The sequence below is a fragment of the Mesorhizobium sp. M0909 genome (assembly GCF_040319515.1).
Lineage (GTDB): Bacteria > Pseudomonadota > Alphaproteobacteria > Rhizobiales > Rhizobiaceae > Mesorhizobium.
In genome coordinates this window covers 173,494-199,727 of the sequence record NZ_JAMYOA010000009.1, presented here as the reverse complement: position 1 = coordinate 199,727, position 26,234 = coordinate 173,494, and the positions used below count along the sequence as shown (strand labels likewise).

Annotated in this window: 24 protein-coding genes and 1 pseudogene; 8 read left to right on the top strand and 17 right to left on the bottom strand. The window is 62.6% G+C overall.

Features of this window, described 5'->3' with window-relative positions; translation table 11 throughout:
- Positions 1 to 6 precede the first annotated feature (6 nt).
- The 4 genes from NKH83_RS16680 to NKH83_RS16665 form a co-directional block, all read right to left on the bottom strand.
- On the bottom strand, positions 7 to 2,196 hold the full coding sequence (locus NKH83_RS16680) for an anthranilate synthase (protein ID WP_352805862.1): 2,190 nt from the start codon (positions 2,194 to 2,196) through the stop codon (positions 7 to 9).
- 225 nt (positions 2,197 to 2,421) lie between these two features.
- Entirely contained in the window at positions 2,422 to 3,489 is a 1,068-nt protein-coding gene (locus NKH83_RS16675) for a M14 family metallopeptidase (RefSeq protein ID WP_352805859.1), read from the bottom strand.
- Between the two features lie 130 nt (positions 3,490 to 3,619).
- Positions 3,620 to 4,996, bottom strand: a complete 1,377-nt coding sequence (locus NKH83_RS16670) for an FAD-containing oxidoreductase (RefSeq protein WP_352478038.1) — start codon at positions 4,994 to 4,996, stop codon at positions 3,620 to 3,622.
- Positions 4,993 to 5,454: a DUF4126 domain-containing protein gene (locus NKH83_RS16665; RefSeq protein ID WP_352805857.1), complete on the bottom strand. Its 462-nt coding sequence runs from the start codon at positions 5,452 to 5,454 to the stop codon at positions 4,993 to 4,995. The genes NKH83_RS16670 and NKH83_RS16665 overlap by 4 nt, the downstream gene beginning before the upstream one ends.
- 148 nt (positions 5,455 to 5,602) lie before the next feature.
- Between NKH83_RS16665 and NKH83_RS16660 the strand changes: the two genes are divergently transcribed.
- Entirely contained in the window at positions 5,603 to 6,160 is a 558-nt protein-coding gene (locus NKH83_RS16660) for a sugar O-acetyltransferase (RefSeq protein WP_352805855.1), read from the top strand.
- A 59-nt stretch (positions 6,161 to 6,219) separates the two neighbouring features.
- Here NKH83_RS16660 and NKH83_RS16655 read toward each other — a convergent pair whose 3' ends face one another.
- The 3 genes from NKH83_RS16655 to NKH83_RS16645 form a co-directional block, all read right to left on the bottom strand.
- Positions 6,220 to 6,729, bottom strand: a complete 510-nt coding sequence (locus tag NKH83_RS16655) for an RES family NAD+ phosphorylase (protein WP_352737713.1) — start codon at positions 6,727 to 6,729, stop codon at positions 6,220 to 6,222.
- Positions 6,726 to 7,205, bottom strand: a complete 480-nt coding sequence (gene parS / locus NKH83_RS16650; protein WP_302896769.1) for a type II RES/Xre toxin-antitoxin system antitoxin — start codon at positions 7,203 to 7,205, stop codon at positions 6,726 to 6,728. Before parS ends, NKH83_RS16655 begins: the two co-directional genes overlap by 4 nt.
- A 186-nt stretch (positions 7,206 to 7,391) precedes the next feature.
- On the bottom strand, positions 7,392 to 8,381 hold the full coding sequence (locus tag NKH83_RS16645; RefSeq protein WP_352805850.1) for a helix-turn-helix domain-containing protein: 990 nt from the start codon (positions 8,379 to 8,381) through the stop codon (positions 7,392 to 7,394).
- A 127-nt stretch (positions 8,382 to 8,508) separates the two neighbouring features.
- On the opposite strand from NKH83_RS16645, the gene NKH83_RS16640 reads away from it, so the two are divergent.
- Positions 8,509 to 9,156 (top strand): cysteine hydrolase family protein, encoded by a 648-nt coding sequence (locus tag NKH83_RS16640; RefSeq protein ID WP_352805847.1) that lies wholly within the window; start codon positions 8,509 to 8,511, stop codon positions 9,154 to 9,156.
- Positions 9,157 to 9,228: 72 nt separating this feature from the next.
- On the opposite strand, the gene NKH83_RS16635 is transcribed toward NKH83_RS16640, so the two are convergent.
- From NKH83_RS16635 to NKH83_RS16600, 8 genes and pseudogenes are all read right to left on the bottom strand, one after another.
- Positions 9,229 to 10,908, bottom strand: a complete 1,680-nt coding sequence (locus NKH83_RS16635) for a formate--tetrahydrofolate ligase (RefSeq protein WP_352805844.1) — start codon at positions 10,906 to 10,908, stop codon at positions 9,229 to 9,231.
- 307 nt (positions 10,909 to 11,215) lie between these two features.
- Positions 11,216 to 12,340 carry a DUF2333 family protein gene (locus tag NKH83_RS16630; RefSeq protein ID WP_023679513.1) on the bottom strand — a complete coding sequence of 375 codons (1,125 nt, stop codon included), beginning with the start codon at positions 12,338 to 12,340 and terminating at the stop codon, positions 11,216 to 11,218.
- A gap of 16 nt (positions 12,341 to 12,356) precedes the next feature.
- Positions 12,357 to 13,661, bottom strand: coding sequence for a DUF6638 family protein (locus NKH83_RS16625; protein ID WP_352805842.1), 1,305 nt, complete (start codon positions 13,659 to 13,661; stop codon positions 12,357 to 12,359).
- Between the two features lie 198 nt (positions 13,662 to 13,859).
- Positions 13,860 to 15,770, bottom strand: coding sequence for an AAA family ATPase (locus NKH83_RS16620; protein ID WP_352805840.1), 1,911 nt, complete (start codon positions 15,768 to 15,770; stop codon positions 13,860 to 13,862).
- Positions 15,771 to 15,794: 24 nt separating this feature from the next.
- Positions 15,795 to 16,940: a hypothetical protein gene (locus tag NKH83_RS16615; RefSeq protein WP_352805836.1), complete on the bottom strand. Its 1,146-nt coding sequence runs from the start codon at positions 16,938 to 16,940 to the stop codon at positions 15,795 to 15,797.
- A 35-nt stretch (positions 16,941 to 16,975) separates the two neighbouring features.
- Positions 16,976 to 18,064: a hypothetical protein gene (locus NKH83_RS16610; RefSeq protein ID WP_254819154.1), complete on the bottom strand. Its 1,089-nt coding sequence runs from the start codon at positions 18,062 to 18,064 to the stop codon at positions 16,976 to 16,978.
- 122 nt (positions 18,065 to 18,186) lie between these two features.
- Positions 18,187 to 18,574 (bottom strand): annotated as a pseudogene (locus NKH83_RS16605) (c-type cytochrome).
- Positions 18,575 to 18,700: 126 nt separating this feature from the next.
- The gene (locus NKH83_RS16600) at positions 18,701 to 19,312 is read right to left on the bottom strand and encodes a thymidine kinase (protein WP_352805833.1); all 612 of its coding nucleotides are present in this window, start codon (positions 19,310 to 19,312) and stop codon (positions 18,701 to 18,703) included.
- A 237-nt stretch (positions 19,313 to 19,549) separates the two neighbouring features.
- Here NKH83_RS16600 and NKH83_RS16595 point away from each other — a divergent pair, with 237 nt between their 5' ends.
- The 3 genes from NKH83_RS16595 to choV all read left to right on the top strand — a co-directional run bounded on the left by NKH83_RS16595 (position 19,550) and on the right by choV (position 22,636).
- Positions 19,550 to 20,485, top strand: a complete 936-nt coding sequence (locus tag NKH83_RS16595) for a choline ABC transporter substrate-binding protein (RefSeq protein ID WP_352805830.1) — start codon at positions 19,550 to 19,552, stop codon at positions 20,483 to 20,485.
- Positions 20,486 to 20,603: 118 nt separating this feature from the next.
- Positions 20,604 to 21,458 (top strand): choline ABC transporter permease subunit, encoded by an 855-nt coding sequence (gene choW, locus NKH83_RS16590; protein WP_254819158.1) that lies wholly within the window; start codon positions 20,604 to 20,606, stop codon positions 21,456 to 21,458.
- On the top strand, positions 21,455 to 22,636 hold the full coding sequence (gene choV, locus NKH83_RS16585; protein WP_352805827.1) for a choline ABC transporter ATP-binding protein: 1,182 nt from the start codon (positions 21,455 to 21,457) through the stop codon (positions 22,634 to 22,636). Before choW ends, choV begins: the two co-directional genes overlap by 4 nt.
- Positions 22,637 to 22,706: 70 nt before the next feature.
- Here the strand turns inward: choV and NKH83_RS16580 are convergent, their stop codons facing one another.
- Together NKH83_RS16580 and NKH83_RS16575 are read right to left on the bottom strand one after the other, a co-directional pair.
- Positions 22,707 to 24,116 (bottom strand): ATP-binding protein, encoded by a 1,410-nt coding sequence (locus tag NKH83_RS16580; protein ID WP_352805824.1) that lies wholly within the window; start codon positions 24,114 to 24,116, stop codon positions 22,707 to 22,709.
- Entirely contained in the window at positions 24,113 to 24,829 is a 717-nt protein-coding gene (locus NKH83_RS16575; protein ID WP_352646619.1) for a response regulator, read from the bottom strand. The genes NKH83_RS16580 and NKH83_RS16575 overlap by 4 nt, the downstream gene beginning before the upstream one ends.
- A 237-nt stretch (positions 24,830 to 25,066) precedes the next feature.
- Between NKH83_RS16575 and NKH83_RS16570 the strand changes: the two genes are divergently transcribed.
- From NKH83_RS16570 to clpS, 3 genes are all read left to right on the top strand, one after another.
- A complete protein-coding gene (locus NKH83_RS16570) occupies positions 25,067 to 25,411 on the top strand; it encodes a hypothetical protein (protein WP_292665026.1) in 345 nt (114 codons plus the stop codon).
- Positions 25,412 to 25,447: 36 nt separating this feature from the next.
- Positions 25,448 to 25,663, top strand: coding sequence for a hypothetical protein (locus NKH83_RS16565; protein ID WP_352450529.1), 216 nt, complete (start codon positions 25,448 to 25,450; stop codon positions 25,661 to 25,663).
- 257 nt (positions 25,664 to 25,920) lie between these two features.
- The gene (gene clpS / locus NKH83_RS16560) at positions 25,921 to 26,226 is read left to right on the top strand and encodes an ATP-dependent Clp protease adapter ClpS (RefSeq protein WP_352805820.1); all 306 of its coding nucleotides are present in this window, start codon (positions 25,921 to 25,923) and stop codon (positions 26,224 to 26,226) included.
- The last annotated feature ends 8 nt before the right edge of the window (positions 26,227 to 26,234 follow it).

Genomic DNA, 26,234 nt, shown 5'->3' with positions numbered 1-26,234 from the left:
TCGAATTTAAGCGGCCTTTTCCTTGGCCTTGCGCGGCAGGTGCGCGACAATGTTCTCGATGATGCGCATGCCGGCATTGTGGCCGAGCGTCATGATCGATTCCGGATGGAACTGCACCGCAGCGATAGGCTCCTTGCGGTGCTCGAAGGCCATGATGATGCCGTCTTCGGTCTCGGCGGTGACGACAAAACCATCGGGCAGCCGCACCGGATCGGCGAAGATCGAATGGTAGCGGCCGACGGTCACCTCCTTGGGCAGGCCGGAGAAGATGATGCCTGGCTTCGATACGCGGATGCGCGACGGCTTGCCGTGCATCGGGATGTGCAATTGGCGCAGCTCGCCGCCATAGGCCTCGGCCAGCGCCTGCAGCCCGAGGCAGACGCCGAAGATCGGCAGGTCGCGCGCACGGGCCCGCTTGATGGTGGCGGCGCAGTCGAAGTCCTTCGGTGTGCCGGGACCGGGCGACAGCACGACCAGGTTTGGCTTCAGCCGGTCGAAGATCTCGTCCGGCACCGGCGTGCGCACCGTCGAGACATTGGCGCCGGTCTGGCGGAAATAGTTGGCCAGCGTATGGACGAAACTGTCCTCGTGGTCGACCAGCAGGATATTGACGCCGTCGCCGACACGCGCGGTGCTGCGTTCGGTGCTGGCGGCATTGCCTGATTTGGCGTCGCGGATGGCGGAGAGCATGGCGGATGCCTTCAGTTCGGTTTCGGCTTCTTCTTCCTCGGGAATGCTGTCGAAGAGCAGCGTGGCGCCGGCGCGCACTTCGGCGATGCCATCCTTGATGCGGATGGTGCGAAGCGTCAGGCCGGTGTTCATGTCGCCGTTGAAATTGACCATGCCGATCGCTCCGCCATACCAGGCGCGCGGGCTCTTCTCGTTCTGCTCGATGAAGCGCATTGCCCATAATTTCGGCGCGCCGGTAACGGTGACGGCCCAGGCATGCGACAGAAAGGCGTCGAAGGCGTCCATGCCTTCGCGCAGCCGCCCCTCGATGTGGTCGACGGTGTGGATCAGGCGGGAGTACATCTCGATCTGGCGGCGGCCGATGACGCGCACCGAGCCCGGCTCGCAGACCCTCGACTTGTCGTTGCGGTCGACGTCCGAGCACATGGTGAGTTCGGATTCGTCCTTCTTCGAATTGAGCAGCTTCAGGATCTGCTCGCTGTCGGAGATGGCGTCGTCGCCGCGCTTGATGGTACCGGAGATCGGGCAGGTCTCGACGCGGCGGCCGTTGACGCGCACGAACATTTCCGGCGAGGCGCCGATCAGATATTCGCCCTCGCCGAGATTGATGAAGAAGGAATAGGGCGAAGGGTTGATGCTCTTCAGCTTGCGGGAAATCTCGGAGGGCTGGGTTTCGCAGCGTTCGTAGAACATCTGCCCCGGCACCACTTCGAACAGGTCGCCACGCTCAAAGCTCTTCATCGCCTTGCGCACCAGCTTGGCATATTCGCCGGGCTCGTGGTCGCCGCGCGGCGGGATGCGGTCGGCGGTCCTGAACGGCTCGACGATTTCGTCCCGCGGCAGGCCTTCGGTCGAGAAGCCATCGCCGGAATAGTCGTAGCGGTCGGTCCAGGCCTTGGTCGAATAGTGGTCGACGACGAGGATCTCGTCGGGCAGGAACAGCACGAGATCGCGTTGGCTTGGCCTGCGCTCGAGCTTGTAGTCGACCGGATCGAACTGGAAGGCGAGGTCGTAGCCGAAGGCGCCATAGAGGCCGAGATTGGCATCTTCCTCGGTCTTGAACAAGGCGGTGATGGCACGCAGAACGGTGAAGACGGAGGGAACGCGGCTGCGTTCCTCCTCGGTGAAGACACGACCGGGCTTGGCGACTTCGAGGCGGACGAGTTTGTTCGACGTCTCGGCGATCGTGACATCGTCAAGGTCGGCAAGCACCGTGCCGATTACCGGCAAAAGCACCTCGCCGCGGCGGTTCAGCGCCTCGATGCGCATGGCGCGGCCGCGTGCCGAGATCACCACCGGCGGATCGATGATGGCGGTGTCCCAGCGCGTATAGCGGCCGGGATATTCGTAATTCGAGGAAAACACAGCGCCGCGGCGCGAATTCAGCCCGTCGACATAGCCATCGATCGCTCCCTCATACGGCCGGTCGTGGCGCTGGCGGGTAATCGCCACGCCGCCGGCGGTGACGAAGCGCTCGGCTCCATTCTCCAGAATTTTCGTCGTCATTGCCGTCTCCATCAGCGTCTTTGGGGCAACGGACCCGGGAATGGCTTGAAAAAACAAATGGCCGCCCGGACATTCCGCTGCGGCCACCCTCTATTGTCACGCGAACGCGTTCGAACAGGCCGCTGTCAGCGAGCCCACCACCAAATGGTCTTGATCGAACGCATATTCATGGCGATTCCCATAGCGGCGATTGGCCGGCCGCGCAACTGGATTCAAATGAAGGCCTCAGTCCTCCAGCGTTCCCGACCTTGCATCGGCGCTCGTCCCGTCGCCGACCAGCTTCAAGAGGTCTTCGCCGGCGCGGATGATGCGGCGGGAGCGCCGCGTGAGGATGAGGCCCGCCTGCGGCGCCAACACTTCTGTGCGGCCGTCGGGCTCGCCGGGCGCGTGGACGATGGTGGCAAGGCGTGCACCCTTGGTGACGCGGTCGCCCGGCTTCACGTCGTAGAGGATCGCGCCCGAGCGGGCCGCCGGCATCATCTCGATGTTTTCGAGCGGCGCGACAATACCGGTAAAAAAACTTGGCCCAACGAAGCTGCCAAGCGCGGGCAGCGCCTGATCCTGGATGACGCCGCGCGCCACCAGCAGCCGGTAGAGCCCTTCGGCATCGGCGCCGGCCAGGGCGCCGTCAACATCGAGTACGCCGCGATATTCGACCGTGGTGGCGACGCGCCGGTCCAGGCGCGCCACGTCGGCTGGAGCGTTCTGATATGGCATGATCGAGGCGCCTTCGAAGGTGCCGTCGGCGTCTTCGTGCCACAGCATCACCGCATCGACGCCCATGGCCGCTGCACAATCCGCCATGGCCGGCCACAGGCTGGTGTGGACGTAAAGATAGGCGAGGCCCTCATCGTCGCAATGCAGGTCGAGCACGATGTCGTGGCCGATGGAGAGCTGCAGCAGCCGCGTTTTCAGCCGCTGGTCGACCGTGCCGTGCGTCGGCAGCAGGGCGACGTCGGGCGCGGCGAGCCGCGGAAAGCCGCGATTGAAATTGGTGCGCGTGCCCAGATGGAAGCGGCCCTGATGGTCACCGTAAAGATATTGCGCGCGGCCTATCGGATTGGCCCAGGGCACGATGGTGATATTGCCGCTGACACGGCCTTCGGCTTCCGCCTTGCTGAGCATCGGTATCAGCGTGTCGATAGCGACGACGCCCGGCAATTCGCCGGCATGAAGCGCCGCCTGCAGATAGGCGGAAGGCGCCGTCTTGTCCGACCCGGCGAAGCGGAAGACGGGGAATTCGTAGGAAACGCCTTCGCTGTCGCCGGCGATGCGTTCGATGGACTTCTGCATGCTGTCCTCCGTCAAGAGTTCGGAAGACATGCCCGTCGCCGGCGCGCTTGTCGATTGGTCCAGCCAGCGGTGCTATGGGCGCAATGAGCCTCCCTGCGGGATGCGCGAGGGGTCGCGCGATACGCCCGGTTCACACCAGCGGCTTTAATTCCTGGGCGATGGTCGGCAGAAGCTCCGAGACGTTCGGGTGGATGTGCACGGCGCGCGCCAGCGTGCTGACCGGCGCCTTGGCATACATCAGGTCGAGCACGCAGTGCACCGCCTCGTCGCCGCCCGGGCCGAGCACCGAACAGCCGAGGATCTCCCGGGTGTCGGCATCGACCAGGATCTTCATGAAGCCTTGCGTCTCACCTTTTTCGACTGCACGGCTGACGCGGGTCATTGGCCGCTGGCCGACCAAGGCGCGGCGGCCGGATTTCCTTACCGCTGTCTCGGTCATGCCGCAGCGGCCGAGTGGTGGGTCGATGTAGAGCGCATAGGCCTCGATGCGGTCGCTGACCTTGCGCGGATCGTTGTCGAGCAGGTTGGCGGCGACGATCTCGTAATCGTTGTACGAGGTGTGGGTGAAGGCGCCCTTGCCGTTGCAGTCGCCCATCGCCCAGATGCCGGGCACGCTGGTGCGCAACTGGTCGTCGACGACGATGAAGCCGCGTTTGTCGACCTCGACGCCGGCTTTGTCGAGGCCGAGATCGTCGGTGTTTGGCGTGCGGCCGAGCGCCAGCAGCACATGCGAGCCGACCGCAGCCGCCTTGCCTGGCGCGAAGGTCACGGCGATTTCGTTGCCTCGCCTGGCGAAGCGGATGTCGTCGGCGCCGAGATGGACGGCAATGGCTTCGTTTTCGAGGATCGACAAAATGGCGTCCGAGACGTCCTCGTCCTCGCGGCCGATCAGACGCGGGCTTTTTTCGATGACCGTGACTTCGGAACCGAAGCGGCGGAACATCTGCGCGAATTCGAGCGAGACATAGCTGCCGCCGATGACGATAAGATGGCGCGGCAGCTCGTCGAGATCCATCATCGACGAGTTGGTCAGGTAAGAAATGCCGTCGATGCCGGGCAGGTCGGGCACGGAGGCGCGCCCGCCGGTGTTGAGGAATATCTTTTCGGCGCTCAGCAGATCGTCGCCGACGCGCACCGTGTTGGCGCTTACGAAGCGCGCATGGCCGCGATAGAGCGTGCATTTGTCCATGCCGGCAATCCAGTCTTCGAGATTGCCGCGGGCGTCGTTGGAGACCTTGTCCTTGCGCGCCTTGATCGCCTTGTAGTTTACCCCGACGGGACCGGAGAGCGTCACCCCGTAATCCGCGGCGGAGCGGGCGAGATGCGCGGCATAGGCGCTTGCCACCATCGTTTTGGTCGGCGTGCAGCCGGTGTTGACGCAAGTGCCGCCGACCAGCTTTCGCTCGATCAGCGCCACGCTCATGCCGGCCGCATTCAGCCGGCCGGCGAGCGGTGGGCCGGCCTGCCCGGCACCGATGATGATGGCGTCGAATGCCTTTGCCATCATGCCACCGCCGCCACGATCAGAAGCCCGCCGACGATCGCCACCGCGTCCTCGATGAAGGCGGCGGGCGGGTCCTTACCGAAGGCGGTGGCCAGGCGTTTGCGCGCCTCGGCGCCGCCCAGCGTGCCGATCACCGCACCAACGGCGCCGGCGATCAGGCCGCCTATGGTGGCGCCGTCCGTGGCGCCGATCACCGCGCCGGTGAAAGCGCCCAGGACGATGCGCGTGCCGAATTGCTGCGGCACCTTGCGGCTCGGCGTCGATGGCAGCTGGTCGGTGACCAGCTCGGCGATGGCCAGGATGGTGAAGACGCCGACAGCGATCCAGTGGCCCATGAAGCTCGCCCAGGTGCCGGCAACCGGCAACCAGCCAAGCCAGGCGCCCCAGGCGACCGCGGCGGGCGCGGTCATGGCGCGAAGCCCGGCAACGATGCCAATCAGGAGTGCAAGAATGTACAGCATGATTGATCCCTCGATGGCCGGCTTGGGACATATCCGAGAGGGCAGGCTACCATAGGTCCGGTATTTGACCAGAGGTGGTGTCGCCGCCGGCGCTTCCCGTATTTGCAACACTTGTGCTTTGGCAGAGATTGAAACTGGAGTTGCGGCCATGACGGCGAGCGAACGCACGAAAATGGCGGCGGGCGAGTGGTATTGCTGCCTCGATCCGGAACTGGAGGCGCTGCGCATTACGTCGCGCGACGCGGTGTTCGAGCACAACAGCCTGCCACCGCGGCAGCGTGGCGATATCGGGCCTGGATTGCGGACGCTGCTCGGCGCTGCGGGCGAGGGCGCCCGGATCGAAGCGCAGTTCCACTGTGCCTATGGCTTCAACATCTTTCTCGGCGACCGCGGCTTCCTCAATGCCGGCTGCATCATTCTCGATACGGCGCCAGTCCGCATTGGCAAGGGAACACTGCTCGGCCCCAATGTGCAGATCTATTGCGCCGAGCACCACGGGGAGACTGCTGGGCGGCAGGCAGGGCTGGAAATCGCCAGGCCCGTCGAGATCGGCGACAATGCCTGGATCGGCGGCAGTGCCATCATCCTCGGCGGGGTCAGGATAGGCGACGGCGCCATCGTCGGCGCCGGTGCCGTGGTGACGCGCGACGTCGCGGCGAACACCACGGTGGTTGGTAATCCGGCACGGATAATCAGGAACGGCTGAGCACCTGTGCTTCCGTCGCCGGTCATGTCGTCGTTCTGGTGGACATGGGGGCGGCTGTGTCACTTGGCCGGAGGTGGATGCAACCGTGTGTCGAGCGCAAACGCCTCCTGGGTCTTCATGGCGTATGCCCCTCTGGCGAGGCTCGCGTCGAAGATCAGGTTCCAGCTATGCTGCGATACGGCGCTCGGAATCACAACGAAGCGGTGCCGTTGCAGAAGATCGTCGCCAAACGCCTGTTGTCCGGAGCTCGGAATGCCCGGGCGCAACCAGTTGGGGTTGGGCACGGCCGCAGGGTCGACGATATGCACATCCGCGACATCGCTGACGATCGCTGCCGTCATGACATGCGCTATCGTGTCGAGCGCCCTGAAGCCCTTATGGACCGCAACTTCGAGGATCGCAGTCGACGGATCGATCGAGCAGTAGACGGCGCGCACGCCCTTGCTGTTCCAGCGTCCGCCCACCCTGTATGCGCCCTCGCCACTATCCCATGCAGGCGCAAACGCGGCTTGATCGAGGCGCCATCCGATGAGGTCGGAGCCACCAAGCGCCGCCGGCAGCGGCGTCATGCATAAACGCCATATTCAAGCCGTTCCAGATAGTCTTCTACAAGCTCGATCCCCGCCGGTGTCGCCAGAAGGTCGATTGGACGACGCTGGTCGAGCCCAATCGCCGGGCGCTCCAGCCATTGCTCTGCCTCCACCTGCGAACCGAACACGTCGGTCGCTTTCGACAGGATCTCCGCGAACTTCCAGGTTCGTCCGCTCTGGTCCTGACTGAGAGGCTTGGAAGGAGCATCCTTGCGGCGCTGGTAGGTGCGTAGGCTCATGCCGACGGCCTTCTCCAGCGAATCAGTCTTCTGGATGAAGACGAGTTGCCCGATAAGATGGTCCAGCGCTGAAGCCGGCAGGCCGTGCAGAAGCAACTCGTGGGCATCCAAAGCGCTGCTGAGGCGCCTTGCCAGAATGCGGCTGCCGCCTAGCAATTTCGCCACCTTCTGAAGTTCATTGTTTTTTGCTGCTGGCGCAGCCTTTTCCAATGCCATCGCCACGGCGAGCCCTCTTCGCGTCATCTGTCGCTTTAATATATGACAGATGACGCAGAGCCTTTCAAGTACGACAGGATCGAGAGCAGGGCAAATGCTCCGAGAAAAAGATAGCCTGCTCGGGCCGGATGGCAGTCCAACGTCGGCACTGAAGCGATTGCCCTGGAATCGAGCGCGAGCCGAATTTCACCTCGGCATGTGCGCCACGCGCTCCTCCTGAGCACTCTTCGAGAATTCGCGCCGGTACTGCGCCGGCGAGGTTCTGAGCCGCGCCGCGAAATGCTGGCGCAGCGAGGTGGCGCTGCCGAAACCGGCCTCGAAGGCAACCGTGTCCATCGATTTCTCCGTTGCCTCCAGCAGCCGCTGCGCCAGCTGGGCGCGCTGGTCGGTCAGCCAGTCACCAAAACTGGTGCCGATCGTTTTCTGGAAACGGCGCGTGAACGTCCGGCGGGTGAGGCCGGCGTGACCGGCAACGCTGTCCAGACTGTGCGGCTCACCCAGGGTTTTGCGCACCGCTTCGAGAGCCTGGGTGAAGCGGTCCGCAATGCCGGTCCTGGCGATGGGACGTTCGATGAATTGAGCCTGCCCGCCCTGCCTATGCGGAGAAAGCACGATCTGCCGGGCCAGGCGAAGTGCCGCCTCCGCGCCGTAACGAGCCCGCACGACGTGCAGGCAGCAGTCGAGCCCGGCGGCGACGCCGGCGGATGTCACGACATCGCCATTGTCGATGTAGAGCACTTCCGGTTCGACGAGAATGTCGGGATAGAGTTCCTGCAGCTGATCCGCGTAGGCCCAGTGCGTCGCCGCTCGCCGCCCCGAAAGCAGTCCGGTCGCCGCAACAGCGAACGTTCCCAAGCACAGTCCGACGATCAGCGCGCCGCGCTCGTGCGCGCCAAGCAACGCGTCGATCAATGCGGCTGGAGGCGAGCTCCTGAGATCCTTCCAGCTTGGCACGATGACGATGTCGGCGTCATCGAGCGCGGAAAGCCCGTGCGGGACGCTGATGGTCAGCCCAGCATCGGTACGGATCGGCCCGTCCTCAATCGCGCAGACCCGGAAGTCGAAGCGCGGCAGTCCGAGTTCCGTGCGATCCGCGCCGAACACGAGACACGGCACGGAGAGATGAAACGGGCTGATGCCATCGAAGGCGATGGCGGCAACGGCAGGATCGGTCATGGGAGCTCCAGCAACGGGTGAGGCGATTGTCCCAATTCTTTCGAATAATGTCAATTGGGACACTTTTTGCGTTCCCGTGGCGAGCTTATCGTCCATCCATCACTGTCCAACGGGAAAGGAAAACCCCATGTCGCAACCAGCCACAGGTAAAGCTCCACGCCGCGCCCTCATCGTCATAGATGTTCAGAACGACTATGACGGCGGCAACCTCGCCATCCAGCATCCGCCCTTCCGCGACAGCGTCGTCAATGTGGCGCGAGCGATGGATGCGGCCACCGAGGCAGGCGTCAAGGTGGTGGTCATCAAGCAGTTGGCACCGGAAACCTCACCGGTTTTCGCCAAGGGCAGCCACGGCGCCGAGTTGCACCCGGAAATCGCCAGGCGAAACCGCGACCACTATGTCGAAAAACACCTGCCAAGCGCCTTCACCGGGACCGACCTCGAGGAGTGGCTGCGCGCCAACTCTATCGATACGATCACTGTCATCGGCTACATGACACATAATTGCGACCTCTCGACGGTCATCCACGCCGTGCATATGGGCTTCGAGGTGGAGTTCCTATCGGACGCAACGGGGTCATTGCCCTACGCCAACAGCGCCGGCTACGCGTCGGGGGAGGAAATCCATCGCGTCATGACGATCGTCCTGCAATCGCGCTTCGCGGCCGTTCTCAAAACCGCCGAATGGATCGAGTGCCTGAAGACCGGCGCGGTACCCCAGCACGACACACCCTATGCCTCCAACCAGCGCGCGCTGGCGCGGAGCGCAGCGTAGGAGACCATTGCGGACAGGCAGAAGGGCGCCGCAGCGTTGCGGCGCCCTTTGCCGTACGAGCACTGATTATCCCTAAAACAGGCCTTCGATCTGGCCGATTTCGTTCAGGAAGATCTTTTCCGAGGATGGCGCTTTGGGCAGACCGGGCATGGTCATGACCTCGCCGCAGATGATGACGACGAAGCCGGCGCCGGCAGACAGCCTGACCTCGCGCACCGGTACGGTGTGGCCGGTCGGCGCGCCGCGCAGATTCGGATCGGTCGAGAAGGAATATTGCGTCTTGGCCATGCAGACCGGCAGGTGGCCATAGCCGGCGTGCTCCCAGGCGTGGAGCTGATCGCGCACCGACTTGTCTGCGATCGCTTCGGAACCGCGATAGATGCGCTGGACGATGGTGTTGATCTTCTCGAACAGCGGCATGGCGTCGGGATAGAGCGGGGCAAATTGCGACGCGCCGGATTCGGCCAATGCCACGACCCTTTTGGCCAGTTCCTCGATGCCGGCCGATCCCTGGGCCCAGTGCTTGCACAGGATCGCCTCTTCGCCCATCGAGGCGACGTAGTCCTTCATCGCCTGGATCTCGGCCGCTGTGTCGGAGTAGAAATGGTTGATGGCGACCACAGCCGGCACACCGAACTGGCGGATGTTCTCGATGTGGCGGCCGAGATTCGCACATCCCTTCCTGACCGCCTCGACGTTCTCCTTGCCGAGGTCCTCCTTCTTGACGCCGCCATTCATCTTCATGGCGCGAACCGTGGCGACGATGACCGCCGCTGCCGGCCTCAGGCCGGCCTTGCGGCATTTGATGTCGAAGAACTTTTCGGCACCGAGATCGGCGCCGAAACCGGCTTCGGTGACGACGTAATCGGCTAGCTTCAGCGCCGTCGTGGTGGCAACCACGGAGTTGCAGCCATGCGCGATGTTGGCGAAGGGGCCGCCATGGACGAAAGCCGGGTTGTTCTCCAGCGTCTGCACGAGATTGGGCTGCATGGCGTCCTTCAGGAGTACGGCCATTGCACCGTCGGCCTTGAGGTCGCGGGCATAGACGGCCGACTTGTCGCGACGATAGGCGACGATGATGTCGCCGAGGCGCTTTTCCAGGTCCTTCAGGTCGGTCGACAGGCACAGGATGGCCATAACTTCCGAGGCGACTGTGATGTCGAAACCGGCCTCGCGGGGGAAACCGTTGGCGACGCCGCCGAGCGAACAGATGATCTCGCGCAGCGACCGGTCGTTCATGTCCATGACGCGGCGCCAGACGACACGGCGGGTGTCGATGCCGAGCTCGTTGCCCCAATAGATGTGGTTGTCGATCAGCGCCGACAGCAAGTTATGGGCAGTGGTGATGGCATGGAAATCGCCGGTGAAGTGGAGGTTCATGTCCTCCATAGGCACGACCTGCGCGTAGCCGCCACCGGCGGCACCGCCCTTGACGCCGAAATTCGGTCCGAGCGAAGCCTCGCGGATGCAGACGATGGCCTTCTTGCCGAGGCGGTTGAGGCCATCGCCCAAGCCCACCGTCGTCGTCGTCTTGCCTTCGCCGGCCGGTGTCGGGTTGATGGCGGTGACGAGGATCAGCTTGCCGTCCTTGTTGCCCTTCACCGACTTGATGAACTCGGCCGAGATCTTCGCCTTGTCGTGGCCGTAGGGCAGAAGATGCTCGCTCGGAATGCCGATCTTCTGGCCGATCTCCTGGATCTGCTTCTTCCTGGCGCCCCGCGCGATCTCGATGTCGGACTTCACTTCGGCCATGACGGCTTCCCTCTGGATTGGACGGATTTGACTAGTGTGGTCGCAAGAACAGCCCGGCGTTGCAGGCGCGAGCATGTTCTACCCCTGTCGCTGCCGCGGCGTCAACTTTCATGCAACTATGTTTCCTGCAAAGAAAATACCTCTGCCGCCGGCCGCTCTGCTACAGGTTCTTTTTTGCGCCGGTTGCAGCGCCGTATAGAAGCCAGAGCAGGGGCGGTTCCGCCGTCTCAAAACAGCCGCCTAATACGCGAAAAGCGACAGAAGCAACGGCGCAAATTCACCAGCGCCGGCTGTGCGGAACGATCCGCTACTGCGTCAGCACGTTGCTGATCTCGACCATGTTCGAGCGCACCCTGAGTATGTAAAAACCCATCGTCGTCAGATGTGTCGGCAACAGCCAGCCGTCCTCGCGGCCATTGGCGATGATGAAGGGCTGGATGCGCAGCGCCGAGACGAACTGCGCGTCCATCGTATCCCACAGGTTCTGCAGGTGCTTTTCCTTGATGACGTCCTCGAAGTCGGCCTGTGCGCCCTTCATCAGCCCGTAATAGGCATAGAGCTGGCCATAGGCGAACCAGAAGCGATCGTCGGCGCGCGTGTCGAACCAGCCATTATTGTGGTTTTCGGCACGCTCCTTGAGGATCGCCGAGGTCGAACCGATATCGGACGAGATGCGGTCGATATACTGCTTGAGATTGTCGGCGCGGGCATCGAACGTCGCCTGGCAGGCTGCGAGGCGGGCGTTGAAGGAACGCAGCTTGCGCACCGCGTCGCGATAGTAGCTCGGCGTCGGCGTCTTGGGGCCGAACGGGTTCAAGCCGAAATACCAGGTTTCCTCATCGAACTGCAGATTGCCGCGGGCGTCCTGCAGGTCGGCGTCGATCTGCGAGGTGGTGCGGACGCGGCCGAGATTATCGGCAAGCTCGGTCGCCGTACGCCGCACCGCCTGGTTGATGCCGCGCTGGAACGAAGCCTTGTTGTCCATGAACGGCGTGTGGTCCCAGTCGATGCCGAACAGGCCGAGCTTGTAGAGGATCATCGACGACACCCAGGCATTCTGGTTGACGTTGAAGTCGGTCAGGTCGGCAGCAACCTGGGCAATGGCTGAATTTCCGCAGGTCTTGGCCGTGTCGGTGCCGGCGCCGGCGGAAACCTGTTCACCGGCGGAGCTGTTGCGTTTTTCGAAAGTGTATTTGTCGACGTAATTCGGGTCGAAATTGTTCCACCACTGCGTGGCATAGAAGAAATTGACATAGAGGCCGATCAGCACGAGCACAGCCAGGCCGAGCACCGCCTTCAGGATCCAGCCGCGTTGCGTGTACCAGCGCCCCGCCCACAGGAACGGCCACAGGATCGCGCCGATGAGCAGGCCGATGCCGCGGCCAATCCACTGGAAAATCCGGGTGAAGAAATTCACGATCGGATCAAGCATGGCGATGTCACCCCCCTCAGTCAGTCAAGCCGTAGAGGCGTGTGCGAAACGCCACCTTGTCCTTCAGATATGTGGTTTTCAGAACGTCCACAACATGCGATCGCCAGGCGTCGCTGAAGCCGTCATAATCCCTGTAGAAGCCCGGCTTGTTGAAGACGTAACGCGAGACGAAGTCCTGCGGCACGAAGTCCGAGATCAGCTGGTTGGTCAGCCAGGCGTCGGGATGGTCCGGCTTGGCGCGGATGACCAGGAAGCGCTGCTGCGGGAACACATCCTCGATCTTGAGATGGCCGAGCTGGGCGATCTCGCGCTTGGCGGCGTTGAGGAAGGGAAAATTGCCGTCCCTGGTGATCAGATCGGCATGGCCGTGGATCCAGGTCTGCAGCCAGACCTTGTCGACATCGGTCAGATTGCGGTCGGGCTCGGCGTCGCGGATCATCGCGCGCACCACCATTTCGGCGCGATGCTCGAGATAGCCGGAGGTTTCGATCCATGAGGCGCGCGGCAGCTCGATGCGGCCGGTCGAGGCGAGGAACTTGAACACCTTGTCGGCATCGTGGATCGAAAGGTAACTCACCTGCCACGGCCGCGAGCGGCGGAAACCGGGCGCTGCCGGGTCGCTGATCACCGTCGTCACGTCGGGATCGACGAACACATAGAGCCCGCCGAAATGGCTGGTCCAATAGGCATTGTGACGGAAGATCACCTGGTCCGGCACCAGCGCATTCTCGCGGATGTCGCCGCAGATCTTCGCCAGCTCGACCATGTGGGCCAGCATGGCGTTGTCGCGCCAGGCATCCGGCTCCTGCTTCAGCCGATCGACCAGCTTGCCGAGTTCGGCGGCCTTGCCGAGCACATCCTCGGCCGAGAGCACCTTGAATTCGACCTGGTTGATCGACAGCAGGTCCTCGATGTCGTCGACCTTGGGGACCGAATCCTCGATCTCGCCGTAGATGACGTCCTTGATCGTCAGCGCATCGATGGCGCGCTGGTTCTTCGACATGAATTCGTACATCAGCAGCGAGGTGTTGGAGAATGCCGTGTGCACCACCGGCAGGTCGATCTGCGACGGCGTCAGGATGATGAAGCGGCGGTTGACCTCGTTCGGATCGAGGTAGCTGTAGTCGCCGCATTCCTCGGCGACCTGCGGCGAGAAGCCAGTGCGATCGATCTCGAAGCTTTTCAACTTGGTCGGCTTCAAGCCGAACGCGATCATCGCCTTGTTGTAGCGCTGGATCAGGTGCGGCTCGTCGATCGTCAGCAGCCGGCCGTAGATCAGCTCGTTGTCGCGCAACAGATTGGGCTTGTTGGCGGGGCTCATGCTTTCTTCTTCCCGTTCACGGGGAGAAGGTGTCCGAACGGCGGATGAGGAGCGCGAACGCTCCTTCTTCCCTTGTGGGAGAAGGTGGCCGAGCGAAGCTCGGTCGGATGAGGGGTGTTCCAGCTTGACGAATACCCCTCATCCGTCGCCTTCGGCGACACCTTCTCCCACAAGGGGAGAAGGGGGCGTCGGCGCATCTCACGCATTCCACAGCCCCTTCTTCTTCATCTCCTCGATCTCGCGGACGGCACGCTCCCGCAGCCGAGTATCGCGGATCATCTTGCTCACCGCGGCATCGTCGGACTTGTCGGAATAACGGAATTCGGAATCCGCATAGCGATTGATCTCCTGCATGACCATGTCCATCGAGAATGGCCCGCGCAGTTCCTCGATCATGGCTTTCTTGTCGTCGTAACCCTTGTGCATGAAGGCTTCCGGCTTTTCGAACCACTCGTCGGGCAATTCGATGTCCATGGCACGCATCTTGATCGCGTCGGTGACGTTCTTGATGGCGCGGCCGGTAAAGCGCGGCTCGGCATCCTTGATCATGTGCAGATAAGTGCCGATGTCGGCCATCGTCTTCGGTGCGCCGTTCTCCTTCATATAGCGCTCGTAGACCTTCATCAGCCCGTCTTCCTGCGGCTTTTCATGTTCCTCATAGGCCTCCATCACCGCGCGCTGGATTTCCTGGGCAGCGTAGAGCTTGTGCTCGCCGAGCGGGATCTTGTGGTTCTTGCCGGCGAGCAGAACGAAGATGTCGATGTAGTCGTCGCGGCTCTGCGGGCCATCGACCAGCCAGCGCGCGCCGGCGCGCTGGCGCAATGCGTCGTCGACGTTCTCGGGATAGTTGGAAAACATGCCGAACGAGCAATTGCCGCGCACCACGGTGCCGGCACCCCCGAACGCGTCCATCAGGACGCCGGTGATTTCCTGCTGGCCGGCCGAGGCGCGATCGTCGGAGCGGCGTGCGGCGACCTGGTCGATATCGTCGATGGTGCCGAAGCCGATGACGCGCGGGTTCAGCACATTGTTGATGAACTGACGGCAGTTCTGGCCGGACTTGCCCTGGTAGGACGAGATCTGGTCGACGCCGAAATTCTCGTAGGCGAAGGGATAGCCGGCGACCTGGCAGTAGCCGTTGACGAGACCGGCGATCATCTGGATCAGCGTCGTCTTGCCGGTGCCGGGCGCGCCGTCTCCGATGAAGGTGAACAGGAAGCCGCCGAGCTCGACAAACGGGTTCAACTCGCGCTCGAAGTCGTAGGCCATCAGCATCTTGGCGAGCTTGACCGACTGGTATTTGGCGATGTGGTTGCCGACGACCTCTTCTGGTTTTTTGAAGGTCATGACCAACGGTTTTGCCCGCTTGCCCGGCGCGACGTCGAAACCATCGAGCGTGAAATCGTCGACGTCGATGCGGATATGCGCGTTCTCGAACGGGCCGATGCCGTCGAAGCGGCCTTTTCGCGCCAAAAGCCCATCGATGGCAATGCGGGCAAAGGCGCGCGCCCGGGTCATCAGGTCGGCGTCGTCCTTCGCGCCTGATATCGCCCTGTCGAGGCCGGCCACGATCGATTTCACCGCGTCCTGGGGCGTGTCGAACAGAAAGTCCGGCTCGGGCGTGTCGTTCGGCGCCTCGCCGTCGCTATCGATCAGCTGGAACAGATAGGAGGCGAAGCTGAAGGCGGAAATATAGGCCGAAGCTGACAGCAGCTTTTTGAATGTGGCGGCTTCGTCGCCTTCGAGCGGCGCGCGGGCGTTTTTCGCTTGCAGGCTTTCGAGGTCAGAGCCTTCGGCGAAGACATCGGATATTGCCAACGCAATGGCCAGCCCACGCCGGGCGCGAAACAGCAGCGTGTGCTGCGGGATGGTCAGCAGCTGGTCGTCGGGATGGACGGCAGCGACGGTTTTGGCGAGCTCGACCTCGCGCGTGCGGCGAACCGAGCCGACCGAAACGGTCGAGACGAAGCGGCGGTTGGTGCCGGCAAGCGCGGTACCGGATTCGCGCGATGGGTCCTCCAGCACGACGATGCGGGTGATGAAACTTTGCGCAGTGGCGCGGTGCTTTTCGATTGCCGATTCCGGGATGGTGGTCAGACCGGTGTCCATGGAGGATGCTCCGCGATTTGATGGTCAGACGTCGCTGATGACCTGCCCTTTGGACAGGATATGGACCTTGTAGCCCGAAAAGATCTTCTGCGCCTCGCCGGCGGCGTAAAGCGACTGATAGGCCTCATGCGGAATCAGCGCGTGGTTCTCGTAGCTCGACACGCCCTGGCGTGCGGCCTCGAGATCGTCGGTGTTGATGAAGAATTCCTGCGTCGTCTTCTCGCTCGAAAACAGCCCCTTGCGGCCGGGCTTCTCGGCCTTGGAAAAGACCTCCTGGATAGTCCAGGTCAGCAGCCAGGCGTTTTCCGGCTTGCGCACTTTGGCCAGCACTTCGTTCACCGTCGAATTGTTGTCGGTAATGCCGGCAGAATAGAACGGGCCGAGCACGACGCGGCGCAGCTGCTTGGGATGCAGCGTCTCGAAATCCTTGTCGAGGTTGACCGCGATCGTCGCCGGCGACAGCGTGTAGGCGGAATTCTTCTCGGTGAAATCGTCGAAACGGTGGGCAAGCTCGGGATTGAGCAAGCCGTCGACCGGCAGCGGAATATCGACCCTCTCATTAAGTTTGCCGCTACTATCGACCAGCTGCCGGATCATGTCGTCGGAGGAATCCTCGACCGTCGCCATGTAGACCAGCGGCAGGTTGGCGCTGCCGTCGAAGCAGGCCCAGTGGACCAGGTAATAGGGCCGCAGCGTCTTCGGGTTGACCGAAACCTTGGCCGTCTGCGCCAGCGTGAACGGGCCGAAGGTGGTCCCGCTCTTGACGTCTTCAAGGTAAAGCCGCTCGGCCATCGACTTCTGCAACGCTTCGGGAAATTCCTTGTGGCGCAGAATGAAGTCGGCCATTTCCTCGCGCAGCTCGCTGGCCGAAGGGATGACGGCGAGACGGCTGTCGGCCTGGAGGCGGTCGTTTTCCAGCTCGAGCAGGTTCTGGAAAACCGGAAAACCGCTTTCGGCGCGCGAGATGCGGAACGTCTCGGTGAAACCCAGCCGGTTGCGCCAGCACGAGAACGACTTGTCGAGCCGCGCAATATATTCGGCGACGACCTTGGCGACGATGCCGTGCCGATAGAGCGGCGAGCGATCGTCGCGCATGAACACTTCGAGGCCGCCAAGTGCCGCCGCGATCGTCGAGAAATAGCGCGCCGCGGCTTCGTTTTCGGGAGTCATGCTGCCAGCCCTTGGGAGCAGTGCACGTGCAGCAATTACGACTGCACGTAATTTGCCGAATTGTGCTTCTTCATCACATCGTCGAAGCGGCGGGCGAAGGCATCGTCGGCGAGCTTCTTGCGGCGCTGGATGTCGGCGGTGGCGACCATGTTCTTCTCGTGCATTTCAAGCAGATCGCCGATGTGCTTTTGCGAGGCGGCACCAATGCCGGCCATGGTCTCCTCGGCGGTGTTGTCGACCTGGCTGCCCAGCGTGTTGATCTTGTGGGCGACATCCTGCTGGGCGGCGGTCTTCAGCGAATCTTCCAGGGCCTTGTACAGCACGATGCGCTGCTCGGTATCGATGGTCAGCTTGTTGATCAGCGTCGATTGCGCCGCGATCTGATTGTTGAGCGAATCGACGAAGGTCTGGAACATCGAGGTGTAGCGCTCCAGCGTCTGGCTCTCGGCCAGCAATTCCTGCTCCTTGGCCTGCTTTTCGTTGTATTCCGTGGCCAGTTTCGAGCGTTCGCCTTCAAGCTGCGTGCGCTCCTTCTGGCTGGTCGAGGCGGCGATCTTGTTCTCGATGTCGAGCAGCATCGGGTTGAGTTCCTCGATGCGCTTCTGCACGGTCTCGAGATTGGACATGGTTGTCTTGCGGCGCTCGATCACCTGCGACAGGCTGGCCTCGGAGGTCTTGTAGCGCGCGTCGAGAACCTGCTTCTGCGCCTTGAGGATGCCGACGATGGTGTCGGATTTCGCCAACAGCTCCTGCAAATTGCCGGCCAGCGACATGTTGCGGACGCGGTCGGTGCGCATGCGCTGTTTGCGCTGGCTAGAGAAGACGCCGACGAAATTCTCCCAGCCGGTGTAGTTCTTCATGCTCTCGAATTCGGCGCCGAAGACGTTGGTGGCGTCCTCCAGGCCGATGATCAGGTCGGCGATATTGCCTTCCATCACCTTCTGCTGCTTCAGCACGTCCTCGATGCGGGCATTCTCGATGTCGAAATTGGCGTCGCCGATCTTCTTGTCGGCGGTGGCGAGCGTGTCGAGCACGCTACCGGACTGCTCGATCTTGGTGCGCATGTCCTCTACGACCTGCTTGGTCTTGGCAATCTCGGCATCGAAATTCTGCAATGTCGCCATTGGGGCCTCCCGCTTCGGCATCGGTTTTCGTGTCGCAAACCGCCGTGACTATATGTGCCGGGTTTGGCGAATGAAAGACGGAAGACGGGCGACACCAGGAAACGAGGCAACTGGGGTCACGCTCAGGGCTTGGGATCGGCCTTGAGGTAGGCGATGACATTGGCGATGTCCTCGTCGCTGGTCAGGCCGGAAGGTCATTTTATTGCCGGGGACCTTCTGCCGCGGCGCGCGCAGGTATTCGGCAAGGTTTATTTCGTCCCAGACCAGGCCGGCGGCGCCGGCGTCCTTCATCCCCTGCGAGTAGCGGCTGAGATAACTGTCCGCGGTGCCGGCGGTGCGGCCGACGACACCCAGCAGATGCGGGCCGACCTTGTCGCGTTCGCTCGTTGCCTCGTGACAGGCCATGCATCTGTTGAAGACCTTCTTGCCGAGAGCGGCATCGCCGTCGGCATGCGCGGCAAGAGCGCCGACGAAGAGGAAAGCAGTTGCAGATGAGATGGCTCGAAACATGGGAACTCCCCGACGGCTCTGGCTGAGAGGTTTTGAAAATAGGAAGCAGGCCTTAACAAGCGCCGCACGATGACGCGATTGCCGAACGAATGTTGGCTGGGCGGTCGGATGGACGCAACGCGCTGGTCAGGTTTTGATGAAGCCGATGAAATCGTCGGGCATGACGCGGCCCATTTCCTCTTCCCAATGGCGGCGGCAGAGTGAGACATAGACGTCCTTGCCGATCGCCACCTGTTCACCCTGTTTCGCCACCTTGCCGTCGGCCCCTAGGCGTACCACCATCGTCGCCTTGCGGCCGCAACGGCAGATTGTGCGCCCCTCGCGCAGGTCGTCTGATATCGCCAGCAAGGCGCGCGAGCCGGAAAACAGCTTGCCCTGGAAATCGGTGCGCAGGCCATAGCACATGACCGGGATGTTCAGCCGGTCGGCGATGCGAGCGAGTTGCCAGACCTGATCCTCTTCGAGGAACTGCGCCTCGTCGACGAAGACGCAATGCACCGTGGCGTGGTCATGATGCTCGGCGACCCGGGCAAACAGATCGTCGCCGTCGCGGAACATCTCGGCCTCCGTCTCCAGGCCGATGCGCGACGAGATCAGCCCGGTATCGCCCTTGCGGTAGTGGCCGGCGATGAACAGCATCGTCGTCATGCCGCGCTCGCGGTAATTGTACGAGGCCTGCAACAGCATCGTCGTCTTGCCGGCATTCATCGTCGCATAATGGAAGTACAGCTTGGCCATGCCGTCCTTTTAAGCCGAGTTGCAACAAAGCGGGGAGGGGGAGCGCCTACATTCCACCGGGAAAAGACGACTTCCATCCGTAAAGCGGCGGGCGTGTCGCCGATCGGCCAGCCTGCGCCGTTGTTCGTGATTGCCTTAGTGCTTGAAACCGCAGCAGAATGGTGTTTGGCTGACGGAACAAAGGTGGAGATAAAACCGCCACTTCGCTTCACCGAGAACTGAAATGGGAGAATTTCTATGTCGCGCATGAGTTCATTCGTCGCCGGCCTCGGCCTGGCGGCTTTTCTATCCACGACTGGGGCCTTCGCCGGTGATGCGGAAACCTGCAAGACGGTGCGGCTGTCCGATGTCGGCTGGACCGACATCCAGGCGACTACCGGCGTCGCCTCGGTACTGCTCACGGCGCTCGGTTACGAGCCGCAGGTGATCCAGCTTTCTGTGCCGGTGACCTATGCATCGCTGAAGAACAAAGACCTCGACGTGTTCCTTGGAAACTGGATGCCGTCGATGACCAACGACATTAAGGACTATACCGCCGAAGGCTCGGTCGAGACCGTCAGCGAAAATCTCAGCGGTGCCGGCTATGGCATCGTCGTTCCGACCTATGTCGCCGATGCCGGTGTCAAGACGCTGACCGATCTCGGCAAGTTCAAGGACAAGTTCGACGGCAAGATCTATGGTATTGAGGCCGGCAATGACGGCAACCGCATCATCCTCGATATGATCAAGGATCCGAAGACCAATCTCGAAGGCTTTGAACTGGTCGAGTCTTCCGAGGCCGGCATGCTCACCCAGGCCGAGCAGTCGATGAAGAACAATGAATGGATCGCCTTCCTCGGCTGGACGCCGCATCCGGTGATGGGCGCCATGAAGATCACCTATCTCGAGGGGATGGGAGATAGCGGCTTTGGTGCTGCCACCGTGCATACCAATGTACGCAAGGGCTACATGAGCGAATGCCCGAACGCCGGCAAGTTCATCGCCAATCTGAAGTTCAACCTGGACATGGAAGGCGAGATGATGGACGCGATCCTGAAGGGCGCCGACGCCAATACCGCCGCGACCGACTGGCTGAAGAAACACCCTGACGCGATCACCCCCTGGATCGCCGGCGTCACCACCTTCGACGGCGGCGATGCGGCGGCAGCTGTGAAAACGGCGCTCGGAAGCTGACCCGATCATCTGGCATGACGAGACAAGGGGCAGCCACGGTAGAAATGGCTGCCCTTTTTCATATCCTGTGACAAGATGACCGTGCGGCGAAGGACGGCGCCGGCAGAAGAGGGGCTAGATGGATCCGATCTCCAAATTCCTGGTCAGTTACAAGATTCCCATCGGGGCATGGGGGAAGGCGTTTTTCGGCTTTCTCACCGACAATTTCGACACCATCTTCAGGGCTTTTTCCAACAGCCTCAACTTCCTGCTCGACGGCATCGTCGACGGGCTGCTGTTGCTGCCGCCGGTTCTGCTGATCGCGCTGATCGCTCTGCTCGCCTATTTCCTGCAGCGCTCGAAAGGCCTGGCTTTGGCGGTATTCATTGGATTGCTGTTCATCCTCAACCAGAACCTGTGGAAGCAGACGGTGGAGACGCTGGTGCTGGTGGTCGCCGCCGCCGCCGTGTCGATGGCCATCGGCGTGCCGCTCGGCATCTGGGCCGCGCACAAGCCGAAGGTGTATCGCGTCATGCTGCCGGTGCTCGACCTGATGCAGACGCTACCGACCTTCGTCTACCTGATCCCGGTGCTGACCCTGTTCGGCCTCGGCAATGCGCCCGGCCTCATCGTCACCATCATCTTCGTCATTCCGACCTCGGTTCGGCTCACCCATCTCGGCGTCACCTCGGTGCCGAAATCGATCGTCGAGGCGGGCGAGGCGTTCGGCGCCACCAAACGCCAGCTGCTGTGGAAGGTCGAGCTGCCTTCGGCGCTGCCGACCATCATGGCGGGGCTGACCCAGTCGATTATGCTGTCGCTGTCGATGGTGGTGTTCGCCGCCCTTATCGGCGCCGGCGGCCTCGGCACCGAGATCAACCGCGCGCTCGGTTCGCGCCGGATCGACCTAGGGCTTGAGGCAGGGCTGGCCATCGTCGTGCTTGCCATCGTGCTCGACCGAATGACGCGCATCGGCGTGGGAGGCAAGAAATGACCGTCGCCGTCGATTTCAGAAATGTCGACATCGTCTTCGGCGCCGACCAGGCAGGCTCGCTGGCGCTGATCGACAGCGGCGCCACCCGCGCCGAGATCCTCGAACAGACCGGCAACGTACTGGGCTGCGCCGGCGCCAGCCTCACCGTGAACGAGGGCGAGATCTCGGTGCTGATGGGGCTTTCCGGCTCCGGCAAATCGACGCTGCTCAGGGCCGTCAACCGGCTGAACGTCGTCTCGCGCGGCCAGGTGCTGGTCAAGGACGGCGACGGCACGGTCGACGTCGTCACCTGCGACGAGGCGACGCTTCGGCGGTTGCGGCAGAAACAAGTGGCGATGGTGTTTCAGCAGTTCGGTCTGCTTCCGTGGCGCACAGTGGAGGAAAATGTTGGCCTCGGCCTCGAGCTCGCCGGCGTGCCTGAAGCCGAGCGCAAGGAGCGGGTGAATAAGCAACTGAAGCTGGTTCATCTCGACCAGTGGTCGAAGAAATACGCGCATGAGCTTTCCGGCGGCATGCAGCAGCGCGTCGGCCTGGCGCGCGCCTTTGCCACCGAGGCGCCGATCCTGCTGATGGACGAGCCGTTCTCGGCACTCGACCCACTGATCCGGACCAAGCTGCAGGACGAGCTGCTGCAGCTTCAGGCCGAGCTGAAGAAGACCATCATCTTCGTCAGCCATGACCTCGAGGAGGCGCTGAAGATCGGCACCCACATCACTATCATGGAGGGCGGGCGCATCGTGCAGACCGGCGCGCCGGAAGACATCGTGCTGCGGCCCGCCAACGATTATGTCCGCGACTTCATCGCCAATGTGAACCCGCTTTCGGTGCTGACCGCGTGGAACGTCATGCGCGACCGCCGCGACCTCGAGCACGGCGAGGACGGGTGGGTGTGGCTCGACCGGCGCAAGACGACGCGCTTCAAGATCGACGAGCATGGGCTGGTGGCGGCGGCCGAGCGCGACGGCAAGCCGGCGGTATGGGTGTCCTGCGCCGATGTCGAAGCCCAGCCGGAGGAGACGGCGCAGGTGTTCTGGGCCAATCCCGGCACCTCGCTGAAGACCGTGATGCTGGCCATGCATCGCTCGCAGACCGCACCGGTGGCGCTGTTCGACGACCAGTCGCGCTTCGTCGGCGCCATCGGCGTCAGGGATGTGCTGAGCGCGGTGCTGCGAAGATAATTTTTCTCCTTGGCGAGAACCGAGACCAAACGCCGCGCCAAGGAACGCCGGCTTAGCCCGATATCGCAAGCTAAACCGCCAGCGGCAATCTCAGTTCCGTCAACAGGCCGCCATCGGGGTGATTGGACAGGATGACGTCGCCGCCGGCGCCGCGGGCGATGTTGCGGGCGATGGTCAGGCCGAGGCCGAGGCCGCCGGTCTGACGGTTGCGCGACTGTTCCAGGCGCACGAACGAGCCGAACACGGCGTCGAGCTCGGCTTGCGGTATGCCCGGCCCTTCGTCATGGATCGCCAGCGTGATTGTCTTGCCTGATTGACGCAGGCTGAGATGCGCCCTCTTGCCATAGGTCACCGCGTTCTGGACGAGGTTGGTGACGCAGCGCCGGAGCGCGACCGGCCGCGCCATGCAAATCAGGCCGCGCGAGCGCCCGTCTTCATTCTCGAAGGAGACCTCGTCGAAGCCGTCGGCGATCGATTCTACCAGCGACCAGAAATCGATCCTCTCGCTCTTCTCCTCGGTCACCTCGAAAGTGGCGAAGTCGATGACCGAGCTGGCAATGCCTTCGATATCGGCGAGGTCGTGCGCCAGTGCGGCGCGCACGGACGAATTCCTCAGCAGTTCGAGGCGCAGCCGCATCCTGGTCAGCGGCGTGCGCAGGTCGTGCGCCAGTGCGGCCGCAAGATGCTCGCGGTCCTCGACGTAGGCGCGCAGCCTCGCCTGCATGGCATTGACCGCCTTTGCCGCGGTACGCACCTCGCGGCTGCCGCTCTCGGCGATCGGCGGGCTCTTCAGGTCCTCGCCGATCCGCTTCACCGCGGTCTCCATCATCCGGTAGGGCGCCGTCAGCCGACGCAGCGACCAGATCGAGGAAGCCACCACCAGCCCGGCGATCAAGGCATAGAGCGGCAGGCTATCGAAGCTCAGTATCGGCCCGGCCGGCGTGTTCGGCTCGGTGAAGTTCAGCCATTGGCCGTCGGCAAAGCGAAGCGAAGCCGTCAGCTTGTCGCTCTGGGCGAAATCGGCCGCCAGCACCAGCAGGTCGCGCTCGACCTGGCCGATATCGGGACCGGCGACCGTCCCACCGGGAGCGTCGGCTTCGTGCGTTGCCGGGTCGCGGCGGACCCGTGCATCGGTGATGCCGAACTTCGACAGCCGGCCGACCAATATGTCTTCCAGTTCGGCCAGCTCGTCGTCGCCCGCTATCGACGAGGTGACGGCGGGCGTGTCGGAGACGGTGAGCGCATAGGTGGCGTTGAACAGCCCGGAGGCCGTCGCCTTGCGCTGTTCTGGGGTGGCATCATGCATCAGCTGCACCAGGGAGAAGGCGCGGTCGTTCAGCCGATAGAGATCGACGACGTCATTGGCGGCGGCACGGTCGCGCGAAACGATGTAAAGGGTCGCGATCTGGCTGATCAGCAGGCCGGCGATGACGATGAGCAGCACCCAGACCGGCAGCGTTTGCGGCAGGATGCGTCTCATTCGGAGGTCGTCTCAGGCAGGAACTGGTAGCCGCCGCTGCGCACGGTCAGGATCAGTTTCGGCGTTTTCGGGTCGTCCTCCATCTTGCGCCGCAGCCGGCTGACCAGAATGTCGACGCTGCGGTCGAAGCTGTAGCCGCTGTCGCCGCCGGACAGCTCGATCAGCTGCTCGCGGCTCAGTACGCGCTGCGCGCTCTTGACGAAGGTCTGCAGGAGATTGAATTCGGCCATCGTCAGCTCGATCCTGACGTCGCCGGGCGCCATTAGCCGGCGGCGCGAACAGTCCATCGTCCAGCCGGCGAAATGGTAGATCTGCCGCGAGGCGGCGCGTCGCGGCTCGGCGGCGCCATTGCGTCTCAAGACGGCACGAATGCGTGCGAGCAGCTCGCGCGGATCGAAGGGTTTCGGCACGTAGTCGTCCGCGCCCATCTCCAGCCCAACCACGCGGTCGGTTGTCTCGGTAACCGCGGTCAGCATGATGATCGGCGTCGAATAATTGGCGCGCAAGTCGCGGCAGAGCTCCAGCCCGCTCTTGCCGGGCAGCATGACGTCCAGGACGATCAGGTCGACCTGGGCGCGGCGCAGGACGGTCTCCATCTCGGTGCCGTCGGCGGCGACCGATGTATGCAGCCCTCGCTTCTGGAAGAATTCCTGAAGCAGGTCACGAATGCCCTTGTCGTCGTCGACGATCAGTATGTGGGGGTCGGATTTCACAGGAAACCTGTCATTTGTGGATCGCCCAAGCGGTGCTTCGGCCGTCAGCCAGACGATAGAATTCAGGCCATAAGTTGGCCAGTGAAGATCGGCGGCCCGATCCGGGCTGCCCAGAAACAATCCAGAAACAAAATTCTACAATCCGGAAAAACTGCCGAAAAAAATCAAGGTCATAAGTGGTGCCGTGGCGGTCAGGTCATCGGCTGCGACACGCGTTACGGGATTACGGATAGACCAATGCAAAGGTTCTCGATCAGTCTGATGGGTGCGTTGCTTTCCATTTCGCTCGTCACGGCTGCGGTTGAACAAGCCGATGCAAAACTGGCCGATGCAAAGGTGGCCAATGCAAAGGCGGCCGATGCAAAGGTGGCGACCACCCGCAGCGAGCGTTGCATCGATCTGAACCGCCAGTTTGACGAAGCCCTCGAAACCCATGCCGCGGCAACGCAGGTCACCGCGGCGAAAGCACTTCAAAGAAAGGGAAACCGGTTCTGCGCCAACAAGAAACAGGCACAGGGAATCCGGATGCTCGCGAACGCCTTGAAGCTGCTTGGAGTGACACCGATCGATCCCGTTCAGTGACACTCAATCCGATCTGCACAAAAAGGAAGTGAAGCCATGAAAAAGTCTCTCCTCTCCGCCCTCGGTCTCGCCATCGCGCTGGCCGTCTCGATGCCGGTTCTCGGCGCCAGCAGCGCCAATGCCGCGACCACCACCCCGGCTGCGACGACAACGACGACCGCTGCGCCGGCCAAGGCCGTGAAGAAGGTCGCTGCCAAGAAGACCGTCAAGAAGCACAAGAAGCACGCGGTCAAGGCAGCTCCGAAGGCCTGATCAAGCGACATCTTTCTACCCTATGAGAAGACCGCTCCAGTTGCGATTTGCCTGGAGCGGTCGTCTTTTTTATAGCGTGCAGACAATAGGGGGCAGTCCCGGCCCACACCCCCGTTGAACGCCAGACGGCAGTTCCCACATAGGCACGGATTTTTGAGCTGCGTCCGCCGGGAAGCCGCTCGCGCGCGGTTGAATGGACGACCGCTTTTGCCCATGTCAAAATGACCGCAAAGCCGTCGTACTCAATTGCCGGTCCAATGCCTGAAATCGCGACAAAACCCCGTACCAGCACGAAGCCGAAAGTCGAACGGCCGAAGCTCTACAAGGTTATCCTGGTCAATGACGATTTCACGCCGCGCGAGTTCGTCGTGACTGTGCTGAAGGCCGAGTTCAAGCTCAGCGAAGACCAGGCGCATAGGATAATGATCACTGCGCACCGGCGCGGCGTCTGCGTCGTCGCCGTCTTCACCAGGGATGTCGCCGAGACCAAGGCAGCGCGGGCGACCGATGCCGGCAAGGCCAAGGGCTACCCGCTGATGTTCACGACGGAGCCGGAGGAGTAGGGCTCCTT

Bases quoted from the DNA above. Each gene is read 5' to 3' on its own strand.
- NKH83_RS16680 (WP_352805862.1), bottom strand. From the start codon at position 2,196: ATGACGACGAAAATTCTGGAGAATGGAGCCGAGCGCTTCGTCACCGCC.
- NKH83_RS16675 (WP_352805859.1), bottom strand. From the start codon at position 3,489: ATGCAGAAGTCCATCGAACGCATCGCCGGCGACAGCGAAGGCGTTTCC.
- NKH83_RS16670 (WP_352478038.1), bottom strand. From the start codon at position 4,996: ATGATGGCAAAGGCATTCGACGCCATCATCATCGGTGCCGGGCAGGCC.
- NKH83_RS16665 (WP_352805857.1), bottom strand. From the start codon at position 5,454: ATGCTGTACATTCTTGCACTCCTGATTGGCATCGTTGCCGGGCTTCGC.
- NKH83_RS16660 (WP_352805855.1), top strand. From the start codon at position 5,603: ATGACGGCGAGCGAACGCACGAAAATGGCGGCGGGCGAGTGGTATTGC.
- NKH83_RS16655 (WP_352737713.1), bottom strand. From the start codon at position 6,729: ATGACGCCGCTGCCGGCGGCGCTTGGTGGCTCCGACCTCATCGGATGG.
- parS (WP_302896769.1), bottom strand. From the start codon at position 7,205: ATGGCATTGGAAAAGGCTGCGCCAGCAGCAAAAAACAATGAACTTCAG.
- NKH83_RS16645 (WP_352805850.1), bottom strand. From the start codon at position 8,381: ATGACCGATCCTGCCGTTGCCGCCATCGCCTTCGATGGCATCAGCCCG.
- NKH83_RS16640 (WP_352805847.1), top strand. From the start codon at position 8,509: ATGTCGCAACCAGCCACAGGTAAAGCTCCACGCCGCGCCCTCATCGTC.
- NKH83_RS16635 (WP_352805844.1), bottom strand. From the start codon at position 10,908: ATGGCCGAAGTGAAGTCCGACATCGAGATCGCGCGGGGCGCCAGGAAG.
- NKH83_RS16630 (WP_023679513.1), bottom strand. From the start codon at position 12,340: ATGCTTGATCCGATCGTGAATTTCTTCACCCGGATTTTCCAGTGGATT.
- NKH83_RS16625 (WP_352805842.1), bottom strand. From the start codon at position 13,661: ATGAGCCCCGCCAACAAGCCCAATCTGTTGCGCGACAACGAGCTGATC.
- NKH83_RS16620 (WP_352805840.1), bottom strand. From the start codon at position 15,770: ATGGACACCGGTCTGACCACCATCCCGGAATCGGCAATCGAAAAGCAC.
- NKH83_RS16615 (WP_352805836.1), bottom strand. From the start codon at position 16,940: ATGACTCCCGAAAACGAAGCCGCGGCGCGCTATTTCTCGACGATCGCG.
- NKH83_RS16610 (WP_254819154.1), bottom strand. From the start codon at position 18,064: ATGGCGACATTGCAGAATTTCGATGCCGAGATTGCCAAGACCAAGCAG.
- NKH83_RS16600 (WP_352805833.1), bottom strand. From the start codon at position 19,312: ATGGCCAAGCTGTACTTCCATTATGCGACGATGAATGCCGGCAAGACG.
- NKH83_RS16595 (WP_352805830.1), top strand. From the start codon at position 19,550: ATGTCGCGCATGAGTTCATTCGTCGCCGGCCTCGGCCTGGCGGCTTTT.
- choW (WP_254819158.1), top strand. From the start codon at position 20,604: ATGGATCCGATCTCCAAATTCCTGGTCAGTTACAAGATTCCCATCGGG.
- choV (WP_352805827.1), top strand. From the start codon at position 21,455: ATGACCGTCGCCGTCGATTTCAGAAATGTCGACATCGTCTTCGGCGCC.
- NKH83_RS16580 (WP_352805824.1), bottom strand. From the start codon at position 24,116: ATGAGACGCATCCTGCCGCAAACGCTGCCGGTCTGGGTGCTGCTCATC.
- NKH83_RS16570 (WP_292665026.1), top strand. From the start codon at position 25,067: ATGCAAAGGTTCTCGATCAGTCTGATGGGTGCGTTGCTTTCCATTTCG.
- NKH83_RS16565 (WP_352450529.1), top strand. From the start codon at position 25,448: ATGAAAAAGTCTCTCCTCTCCGCCCTCGGTCTCGCCATCGCGCTGGCC.
- clpS (WP_352805820.1), top strand. From the start codon at position 25,921: ATGCCTGAAATCGCGACAAAACCCCGTACCAGCACGAAGCCGAAAGTC.